This window comes from Sandarakinorhabdus rubra (assembly GCF_010994245.1).
GTDB classification, from domain to species: Bacteria; Pseudomonadota; Alphaproteobacteria; order Sphingomonadales; family Sphingomonadaceae; genus Sandarakinorhabdus; species Sandarakinorhabdus rubra.
In genome coordinates, this window is the sequence record NZ_WMHO01000082.1 from 1 (window position 1) to 10,936 (window position 10,936).

3 protein-coding genes are annotated in these 10,936 nt (G+C 68.0%); all 3 read right to left on the reverse strand.

Features of this window, described 5'->3' with window-relative positions; translation table 11 throughout:
- Positions 1-121: 121 nt before the first annotated feature.
- Positions 122-3,769 carry an SDR family NAD(P)-dependent oxidoreductase gene (locus GJV64_RS06965; RefSeq protein ID WP_164156546.1) on the reverse strand — a complete coding sequence of 1,216 codons (3,648 nt, stop codon included), beginning with the start codon at positions 3,767-3,769 and terminating at the stop codon, positions 122-124.
- Positions 3,766-9,294, reverse strand: a complete 5,529-nt coding sequence (locus GJV64_RS06970; RefSeq protein ID WP_164156547.1) for an AMP-binding protein — start codon at positions 9,292-9,294, stop codon at positions 3,766-3,768. The genes GJV64_RS06965 and GJV64_RS06970 overlap by 4 nt, the downstream gene beginning before the upstream one ends.
- Before the next feature lie 172 nt (positions 9,295-9,466).
- Positions 9,467-10,936, reverse strand: a 1,470-nt coding sequence (locus tag GJV64_RS06975) for an undecaprenyl-phosphate glucose phosphotransferase (protein WP_164156548.1), incomplete at its 5' end; no start/stop codon positions are given.

Sequence of the window (10,936 nt, forward strand, 5' to 3'; positions counted from 1 at the left end):
CATCGAGGCGACNGCGGCGACCCGCAAGCCGCTGCCGTCCGGCGCGGCGGCGCGCGCCTTTGCCGACCTGTGGACGCTGGTGGAGCGGCGGCTGGCCGGCTGAGGGCCAGCCGCCCCGCCATCAGACGGTGAGCGACATGCCGCGATAGATGCGGCTGCGATAACGGCTGTCTTCCGCATCCGGCAGCGGCGCACCGGCCAGCAGCACGGCGCGAGCGAAGCGGCGCACCTCCTCGGCATGTTCCGCCGGCGTCCGCGGCTCTTCGGAACGCACGCGGCGGGTGAGGTTGATCTGGTTGACCGCCACCTCGTGCACCAGCCGCTCATTCTCCACCGCGATGGTGGCGGTGAAGGCGTGCAGCGTCGTCTTGATGAAATTGGCCAGCGCGAAGGCGCCCTTGCCGCCCTCCCCCATCGGTACGTCGGGCGAGACCAGCACCAGCTGGCAATCATCGAACAGCGACACCTTGCGGGCGATGCGGAAATGATGAGTGAGGTTCTGGTCGACAACGGCGGCAAAGCCGTCGCCATCGAGCGGTTCCTCGCCATCGAACAGCCGGTCGGGCAGCGGCGCCAGCGGCGTCGAGACGATGCTGGTGGGGTGGCCCCAGCGGGCCAGCGCCGCGTCCATCGCCGTCTCGATCTCGCCGTCGATCACCAGCGTCTCGACCCGGTCGGCCCCCTGCCCGATATGGCTGCGGATGGCATCCGCTCCGGCCTGGCTCGCGGTGAGCAGCACCACGCGGGCGACATCGCAATCAAGGAAGCCCTGCGCAGCGGCCCCGAGATAATCGGCGAGATGCTCGCCGACCATCCACACCGTCTTGCCGCCCATCTGGGCCAGCCGCTCGGCCTTGGGGCTGCCGAACAGTTCGCGCTCCGTGTGCGAGCGTTCGACGTTGAGGCCGCCCGAGGGCATGAACGTCTCGCCCGACACGGCACGGTCGGCCAGGAAGAACACGGTGGCCTGCGCCACTTCGGTTTCGGTCGGCATCTTGCCGAGATGCAGCTGGCTGAGCACGCCGCCGCGCACCTTGGCGGCTTCGCGGCCGATCTGCGCCACCGGCAGCCACGGCACGTCATCGGGCGGCACGCGCAACAGCCAGTCGGCCGCATCGCGGTCCTGCCAGTCGCTGCCGATCAGCCAGCCGCCCAGCCGCAGCCGCTTCAGCAGCTTGGCGGCCAGCACCGGGGTGAGCACATAGCGATCCCAGCAGCAGCTTTCATCGCCCTCGCGCGCGCAGGCCAGCGCCAGGTCGCGCAGCGCCTGCGGGTTGGACTTGTCGTGCGACAGTTGCACCGTGTCGTTGCGGGCCAGCTTGGCCAGCACCTGCGCCACCGGCGCGCCGGAGCGCACCGACTTGATGACCGCGGCATGCACCGCGTTCAGCCGCTTGTTTTCCAGGATCAGGCGGCCGCGCCGATCGAACAGGCCCGGCTTGCCGCCCAGGCCGGCCAGCCGGTCCCCGTCCACCGGGCCCGGCGCGATGGCGTTGATCTGGATCTGCGGCCCCAGGTGGCGAGCCATCGATTCCACCATCGCCCGCTGGCCGGACTTGGAGACGGCATAGTCGGTGCGGTTGGGGTAGGACACGGCAAGGAACTTTTCCCCACCGAAATAGCTGGAAACGTTGAGGATATAGCCCGACCCCTGGGCCCGCATCAGCGGCACAACCATCTGCATCAGGGCATAGTTGGAGATCAGGTTGGCGAACTGGGTGTGGCGGAAGGCGCCCACCTCCATGTCCACGGCCATTTCCTCGGCGCCCGAAATGCCGGCGTTGTTGATGAGATAGTCGATGCGCCCGAAGGCCTTCAATGTCTCGTCAACGGCGCGGCGGAGCGAACCCATGTCGGCCACATCGATGCCGGCCAGCGTGCGCACGCGGCGTTCGACGCCGGCAAAGCCGATGTCCTGCAGCTCGCCCACGATCCGCTCGCGGGCGGCATCCAGCTCGGATTCGCGGCGGGCGACCATCATCACCTTGGCGCCGGCCAGGGCCAGCAGGCGGGCCAGCGCGCCGCCGATGCCGGCGGAGCCGCCGGTGATCAGCGCCACCTTGCCCAGATGCAGGCCGGTGATGTTTTCCGCCGTGCCCATCAATGCACGGCGGGCGCCGGTGGCATGGGCGATGCTGGCCGGCAGATAGAGGTTGATCGGATCGACCTGGCGGTCGCTCAGCAGGAGGCGCGCGGCATGGCCGGCGGCAAAGTCGCGGTTTTCCGCCTCGCCATTGCCATAACGCACGATCTGGTTGCCCCACACGGCGCGCGGCGCCTTGCCCTGCGCGTGCGCCACGCGGGCCTCGTCGCGCCACACGCGCAGCAGTTCCTCGATGGCGGCGCGTTCCACGTCGGCCCAAAGATTGCCGGCGCCATCATCGCCGTTCGAAAGGAACACGACGCGCGGATCGGCGGCGAGGTCGCCATTCTTCTGCCAATAGCGGTCCAGCGTGCGGGCAAGCGCGATGGCGCCTTCCAGCTCGTCATCCACGAACCGCTCGACATTGGCATCGCTGGCCTCGCCGAGCGCGCCGGTGAAATAGCCCGGGCCGCGCGTCGGCAGGATCACCGCGCCATCGATCGCGCCGCCAGCGGCGGTGAAGGTCGCCAGTTCGGCATCCATCACATCATGATCATGGCGCGGGAAGCGCACCGCCGTGACGCCGGCCGGCAAGCGGTCGGCTGCGTCGTCAAGCGCGGCCTGGGCATGGAAGCCCAGCAGCACGCGCGCGCCCTGCCCGGCGAACAGGCCGGCGATGGCCAGTGCGTCATCAAGCTGGTTGCCGGCTGCCACCAGGATGTGGCGTCCGTCGCCATCGATGGCGCGCATGTCGGGGCGTGAGAGAAATTCCGAGCGCGATTCCAGCGGCACCGCCATGCCGTGCGTCACTTCGAAATCATGGGCGGCAAAGGCGGCGCTTTCGTCCGATCCCATGAACACGCAGGCATTGGCGATGTCAGCCGGGGTCGGGAAGGTCTTGGCCTTCGGCGCGCCATCGACGCTGCGCTCCAGCGCCATCAGATCGAAGAAATGATTGGCCGTGCTGCCGGGCGCGTCGCCCTTCAGCCCGTCCATGGCGGCGAACACGGTGCGGATGCGTTCGGACGCGATGGGGCCGGGATAGAGGGTGTTCACGCGGATGCCGCGCGGCCCCAGCTCGCGGGCCAGCCGCTTCGACAGGATGTTGAGCGCAGCCTTGGGCACGGTATAGGCGGCGCGGCCGAAATAATCGGTGCGCGAGAAGATGGTGGACACGTTGATGATGCTGCCGCCCTCGCCCATCGCGGGCGCGGCGGCGCGCACCAGGTTCCAGGCCACCACCATGATGTTGCGGGCGGCATCGCCCACCGTCTCGCTGTCAGGCGTGCCTTCCAGCTCGTCGGCATTGAGCGGCAGGTCGCCCAGCACCTGCTTGGGGCCAGCCGAGCCGGCGTTGTTGACGAGGATATCGATACGGCCATGGCGGGCCACGACCTCGGCAATGCCGGCGCGCACTGATTCAATGTCGGCGCCGTCCATCGTCACGATGCTGGCAGTCCCACCCACATCGGCGACGGCGGCGTCCATCGCTGCCGTGGTGCGCGCCGCATCGCGGCCGCTCATCACCACGGTGGCGCCTTCGGCCAGATAGCGGCGCACGATGCTGCCACCCAGATTGCCGGCCGCCCCGGTGATCAGCGCCACCTTGCCGGCCAGCCGGCCGACGCGCTCCCCCTGCGGTGCAGACACGGGTTCGCCGCCCTTGGACTTCGACATCGCGTTCATTCCCCCTGCCCTTCGCGGTTGGCCCCGAGGGACGCCCACGCTTCATAGAGTTCGTCCTTGCCGCGCAGGCCCATCGCCGGCAGCGCGTGGTTGACGATATAGGTCGCCCCCGTGTGGCGGTTGTCCCACATGGACTGGTGCGCTTCCGGCAGGCCTTCCCACGGCACCACCGTCGGCTCGGTGACGTCCAGGATGCCGGCGGAAATCATGTCGTTCATGCGGGTGACTTCATAAGCATTGCACAGGTGGGTGCCCCGGATCTGTGCCATCGGCATGATGATGCGGCGCTGGCGGGTCCACACCTGCGGGGCATAGAAATTGTAGCGCTGCCCGGCCATGTCCTCGCAGTAGACCACGCGGCCGGTGAACGGCTTCACCAGCGCAGTGGTGACGCCCAGCGTGTCCTGGCCGGCGCGTTCCAGCACGATGTCCGGGTTGCCGCGCGGATTGTCCGGCGAGCGCAGCAGCTTGCCGACCGCGTTGCCGAAGGGCTTCAGCGTCTTGTCCTGGAACTGGCGGACGGCTTCGCGGAAATTCTCGATATCCTCGCGGGCCACCGGCAGGCGCGGCATGGTGTCGGGCCAGTCGAAATTGCCGCCCTCGCGCCGCTTGATGCCTTCCAGCGACACCACGCCGGCCACCGCGTCCTCGAAGCCCAGGCTCAGGATGAACTCGCGCTGGCCATCGGTGTTGGTGACGACAACGATGCGGCAGCCCAGACCACGCGCCGCCTCGATCATCTCGAGGCCGGTCTCATCGGCCAGCTGAGAGGTGCCGGGGCCATAGAAGATGAGCACCGCCTCGCCGCCACGCGCGCCGGCGCGCGCCAGCATGGTGACCGGATCGGAACCGCCCTTCTTGCCCATGAAGCTGAGGTGATAGCCCGACGAAGCGCCATAGAAGGCGAGCACGCCACCATCGCCCAAAAGCTGGAACGAGCGCGGGAAGGCCGTCTCGCCGGCGTGGGACACGGCATAATCGGCCAGCTTGCCGCCGTTCAGCGCCTTGTATTCCGCCACCAGCGCCTCACCGGCCTGTTCCCACGCCGCCCAGTCCGCCTTCGTGCCGTCGGGGACGGCAGTGAACAGCGACTTGAAGCGCGGATCGGTGCGATCGAGCGCGCCGACGGCGCCCTTCGATTTCACGAACGCGGCACGCGACGGGCTGGAGACGAGGCCGGTCACGGCAAGGCCGCTGGCCTTGGCCGATTTCAGCGCATCAAGCCCGGTGCCGGTGGCCGACCCTTCGATGAAGATGGTCTTGCCGCCCACGATTTCCAGCGTGGTGTAGAGGCAGCGCCAGATGGTGCCGAGGTTGAGGATGTAGCTTCCGGCCTGCTCCAGCGTCAGGTCACCGGGCACGGGGTGCAGCTGCGGCGCCTGCACGGTGAGGAACTGGGCATGGCTGCCCGACTTCGTCTCATAGCCCTGGATGGCGAAATCGGCATACATCGGGTCACGCCCGGCCTGCGGGCTGAGCAGATCGGACGTGCCGGAATAGACCGCCACCAGATCGCCCACCTTGAGCCGACCCTGCCCGCGGACCTCGCTGCCCAGCGCCGCGACAAGCGCCAGGCCGCCCGAACCGGTGAGCTGCACATCCTCTTCATGATTGTCGAACGGCGACACCGGGATGCCGGTCAAGGCCCAGATATCGTTGAAGTTCACTTCCGAGGTGAGCAGATAGACCAGCGCCTCGTTGGGCTCCGGCTGCGGCGTCGGCACGATCAGCTGCTTTTCGTGGGTGGCCGGCTGGCCGAACTGCGGCGCGCCGGTATCGGGATTGCGCGCGATACCGAAGCCATATTGATGGCCCGGGATCGGCGTCACGCCGGGGAAGAAGGGCGCGCCCACCGGCAGCAGGTCACCAGCGGCTTCCAGATGCTTCGCCCTTGTCTCGAACTCGGCCTCGATATGGACGCCGTTGCGGCGCACGGGCAGCGGCGGGGCCTTCTTGTCCATGAACAGGCGGATGCCGGTCTTGCCGCCATCGGGATCGATCACGGCCTGTGCAAACAGCTCCGCCTCGCGGGCGAGGCCGGCGTTCATGCCCTGCGTCCAGCCGGTGCGGATCGCGTCGATGGCGCGTTCCCCGGCCTTGCCGCGGCCGGCCCACTCCAGCTGCTTCAGGATGCGCTGCACGAACGAGTCCTGCAGCGCGGCATCGAGATCGATGTGGTTGGGCTGCTGCCACACGGTCTTGGCGACCTTCTTGCGTTCTGCCCAGGCGCGGCCGAGATGGCTGGTGTCACCCAGTCGCACATATTCGCGCACGGCAGCATGGGCCAGGCTGAGCGCATCGGTGGCGCCATCGGCAACCGCATCGATGGCGCCCATTTCCAGGGCGTCGGCAGCATCCACGCTGCGGCCACCCAGGATCAGGTCGAGCGCGTCCAGCAGGCCTTCGGGCCCGCGCTTGTCGGTCAACAAGCGCGGCAGGCGCTGGGTGCCGCCATAGCCGGGCAGCAGTCGCAGGCGGATTTCCGGCTGGCCGAAGCGGGCGTGGGGCTCGGCGACGCGATAATGGCAGGCCAGCGCGAATTCCATGCCGCCGCCCAGCGCGACGCCCTGGATTGCCGCGATGCAGGGCTTGCCCATCTGCTCGATCTTGCCGAACGCCAGCTGGGCGTTGGCCGGCAGCACGCGCGCTTCCTCCGCCGTGTGGATCTCCTCAAGGAACTGGCGGATGTCGGCGCCGGCGACGAAGCTTGCCGTGCCATCGCCGGTGAACACCACCGCGGCCACGTCTTCGCGGCGCGACAGATGCTCCACCACGATCACCAGCTCGTCGATGGCGCGTTCGTTGAGCGCGTTGACTGGCGGGTTGGTGACATAGACGGTCGCCACCTTCTTGCCCGGCGCGACCGTGTTGTACTGGATGCGGAAATAGCGATAGCGGTCGAAGATGTCCTGATCTTCGGACAGGCGCTGCTTGCGCTCCCAGGCGGTGATGGCGCGCTTCAGTTCGTCCAGGCTCTCCGGGTTCTTCAGCGTCGTCACGTCACCCAGCGGCGCTCCTTCCACCAGCGCGCGCACCATGCGGCGCATGTACTTGCCGCTGCGGGTTTCCGGGAACTGCGAGACGGTGATGAAATCGCCGGGCACCGCCACGGCGCCCTTTTCGCTGCGCACCAGATCGGCCAGCCGGCGCTCGTCGTCGCGGGTGATGACCTGGCCGGGCGCCGGCGTGATGAAGGCCAGCGGGGTCAGGCCCTTCTCGCGGTGCGGGGCACCCACCACCAGCACGTTGCCCACCGGGCTTTCCGGGTTCAGCGCCTTGTCGCGCAGGATTGCGCCCTCGATCTCCTCGGTGCCCATGCGATGGCCGGAGACGTTGATCACGTCATCCGACCGGCCGTGCAGCGAGAAGCCGCCATCATCGCCCGCCACGGCGAAATCGCCCTGGGTATAGGCCCACACGCCCTGCCAGCGGCCCCAGTAGCCTTCGCGCCAGCGCGCCGCGTCACCGGCCCAGCCGCCGACCACCTTGCCATCCTCGACGCGGAAATTCTCGGCATCGCCCCACACGGTGCGCGCCAGATAGGGATAGGGCGCGGCGATGATGATCTCGCCCTTCTCGCTTTGCCCGGCCTTGCGCCAGGGCACGCCTTCGCCGCCCTCGCGGGTCAAGAGCACGGTGGCCTGCTTGTCGCCGGCCTCGTCTTCCACCCACACGTCGCCGACGATCCACGGCAGCGGGAAGGTGCGCGCGTCGGCCGCCAGCGGGAATTCGCCGTTGCCATAGAAGTGCGTCCAGGCGATGCCGCCATGCTCGGTCGCCCAGTAGCTGTTGATATACTGCGACGTGATGTGATCCATGCCGAAGGCCTGCACCGGCGGCGAACAGGGCTCGGCGCAAAAGGTGGCGACCCTCAGCTTGCTCAGGTCATAGGCCTCGATGTCCTTCAGGTTCTGCGGGTCGGTCATCACCGCCTTCAGGAAGGTGACGCCGGCCTTGAAGATGGTGACGCCGTGGTTCTCGATCATCGCCGCAAAGCGCCCGGCGTGCGGGAACACCGGTGAGCCTTCGGCCAGCACGGTGGTGACGCGGGAGAGCAGCGCAGCGGCGATCATGTAGCTCTGGCCGGTGATCCAGCCCGGATCGGCGACCACGAAGATCGTGTCGCCGGGGCGCGCATCAAAGGCGACCTTCATCGTTTCCATGATGCCGCTCGCATAGCCGCCATGGACATGGACAACGCCCTTGGGCTTGCCGGTCGAGCCCGAGGTGTAGATGAAGAACAGGGGATATTCGGCATCGACGGCCAGCGGCTTCGACGCCTTCCACAGCGCCGCCACGAAGGCCTGGTCGTCCAGTGCATGCAGCGCCGCTTCGTCGGGCAGGCCGGCCGCCTTCAGGATGTCGGCCAGCGCGGCATTGGTGAGATCATGGCTCCACACGTCGCGATCGCGCCAGACGAGATCGGGCACATGGGTATGGTTGGCGACGATCACCGCTTCCACGCGCGGCGGGGTGGACACAAGCGCCTCGGCAATAGCGATGCGGATGCGCGCCGACTGGGCGGCATCCACGGCGCCTTCCTTGCCCAGTTCGGCGAGTGCCCGGCCGAGGCCGCGCATCACGTCGCCGCGCTCCACCGTCACCTCACCCTTCAGCGCGGTGGCGACGATGCCGGCCATGGCGGTGCGGGTCTCGGCGGAGAGGCCAAGATCGGCGCCATCCAGCCGCTCTTCCAACAGCCTGAGCGCCACCGTCACCGGCACATAATTGTCCAGCGCCGGATCGGTATAGGCGGTCTTGAACGGCACGATCTGGGCGTTGCGATAGCCGCCGTCAGCGGTGATCACGATGCGGGCGCCGGCATCGTGGATGCGGTCCGACAGGGTCTTGTCGGAAAAGCCGCCGAACACCGGCGTGTAGATCACCCCGATGCGCTTGGCGCCTTCCGTCCAGTAGAGCTGGGCCGGCACGTTGGGCATGTTGAGTGCGATGCGGTCACCGGCCTTCAGGCCCAGCTTCTGCAGGGCCACGGCGCACTTGGCGGCTTCGAGCAGCAGCTGGCGGCGCGAGACGGTGAGGCAATCGACCGGGGCACCGCGGCCGTTGTTGGCCGCCAGGTCCCAGCGGTCACCCTCGAAGATGAAGGCGGCTTCCGCGCCATGCCCGGCCAGCACGTGACGATCCAGCTCGTTGAAGGCGGCATTGGTGCGGCCGCCTTCGAACCAGCGGAAATTGGGCGCATCATCGGCATTGAAGGCCCGGGTCCACGGCGCGAAATCGGCGCCGAGATCGGCCACCACGGGCGCCGCGGTTTCGGCATCCCAGCCCGCCCAGCGGCCATCCTCGCCCCGGCTCAGCCAGGCCGGGCGGCCATCCACCATCACCTGCCAGTGCAGGTTGCGCGCCGCCATGGCGCCGTGAAAGGCACCCGGATCGGCCAGCACGGCGCTGCGCATCGCGTCCCAATCGGCGCGGCTGCGCACCGGATTGACCTGCGGCACCGGCACCGGCGGGCGGATCGGCAGGTTCGTGCCAGCGGCGGGATCATGCGCGGGACCATACATGGCGGGCTCGTCCTTGCTGCGCGCCACTGGCCAGGCGGATCAATTGCCGGCCAGCGGACAGGAAAAATGAATGAGAGCGGCGATTAGGGAAAGATTATGTCCGCGCCAAGTAGCGAACGGCAATTTTTGAACAGCTGCGACATAATGTCCTGACGCGCTCGACGCGACCGGCTCAGAAGGCGTTGCGCGGCAGCAGCACGGCCCCGACCGTGCGCGCGAGGATGTAGAGATCGAACCAGATCGACCAGTTCTCGATATAGTAAAGATCATGCTCGACCCGGCGGATCAATTTTTCCTCGGTGTCGGTCTCGCCGCGCCAGCCGTTCACCTGCGCCCAGCCGGTGATGCCCGGTTTCACCTTGTGGCGGGCGGCATAGCTTTGCACCGCGTCCGCGAACAGCTTGCCGCCGGCCCGGGTGGACGGCGCGTGCGGGCGCGGCCCCACCAGGCTCATCTCGCCGCGCAGCACGTTCAGGAGCTGCGGCAGCTCATCTAGGCTCGTGCGCCGCAGGAACCGCCCCAGCCTCGTCACCCGCGGGTCGTGTCGGCCGGCCTGGGTGATGTTCTGATACTCCAGCCGATCATGGTACATGGTCCGGAACTTGAAACAGTGGAAGCTGCGGTTGTTGAAGCCCTCGCGCGGCTGGCGGAACAGGATAGGCCCGGGCGAATCCAGCTTCACGGCAAGCGCGATGAGGGCGAGCAGCGGCCAGATTAGCGCCAGGATCAATGTCGCCAGAATCTTGTCCTCCAGCTGCTTGGCAATGCCCGACAGGCCCGAGATCGGCCGTTCGAACAGCGTCATCACCGGCAGGTCGCCCAGGATCACCATCGGCCGGTTGGCAAAGCTGAAGGTGACAAGATCGGGGGCCAGCCTGAGTTTCACCGGCGTCTGCGCCAGCGCGTCGACCAGTGTGCGCAGCCGACGCTCGGCCGACCAGGGCAGCGCCAGCACCACCTGGTCGATCAGGCCGGCGCGGATCATCCCGATCAATTCATCGAGATCGCCCAGCACCGGCACGCCGCTCACCTCGGCCGGCAGGCGATCCGGGCGGCGATCGTCGAACAGGCCGACCAGCGTGATGGTCAGCCGGTCGCTGGAACGGACATAATCGGCAAAACGCGCCGCCTGGGCCCCGGTGCCAAAGATCGCCATGCGCTCGTTGAAGAAGCCGCTGCGCTTGAGCCGGCGCACCCACAGGGTGCCGACACCGCGGGTCACCAGCATGGCGGTGCCGGCCGAGGCAAACCACAGCAGTGCCCAGCCGCGCGAGATTTCCTCTGATGTCTTGAGCAGGAAGCCGATGGTGACCAGGAATAGCACCGTCATCACCCAGGCCAGGATCACCCGCCGCCAACCCTCGCGCAGCGAGAATTGTGCTTCCACGTCGTAGGCGCCAAGGCTCTCGGCCAGCACGGCGAACGCCAGGCTGGCGATCAGCGTGACACGCTCATGCAGTTCGAGGAAGCCGCCCAGCTGTTCCGCCAGGCGATCGACCAGCCACAGGCCAACCCCACCAACAACCAGGAACTCGGCCAGCCGCATCAGCAGCACGGCAGCACCCAGCGGGAGGGCCGGGCCGGAGCTGGGCGGCACGGTCTCGGCCGCCGCCACCGCCGCCGTCACGGGCGTCGCGACCGA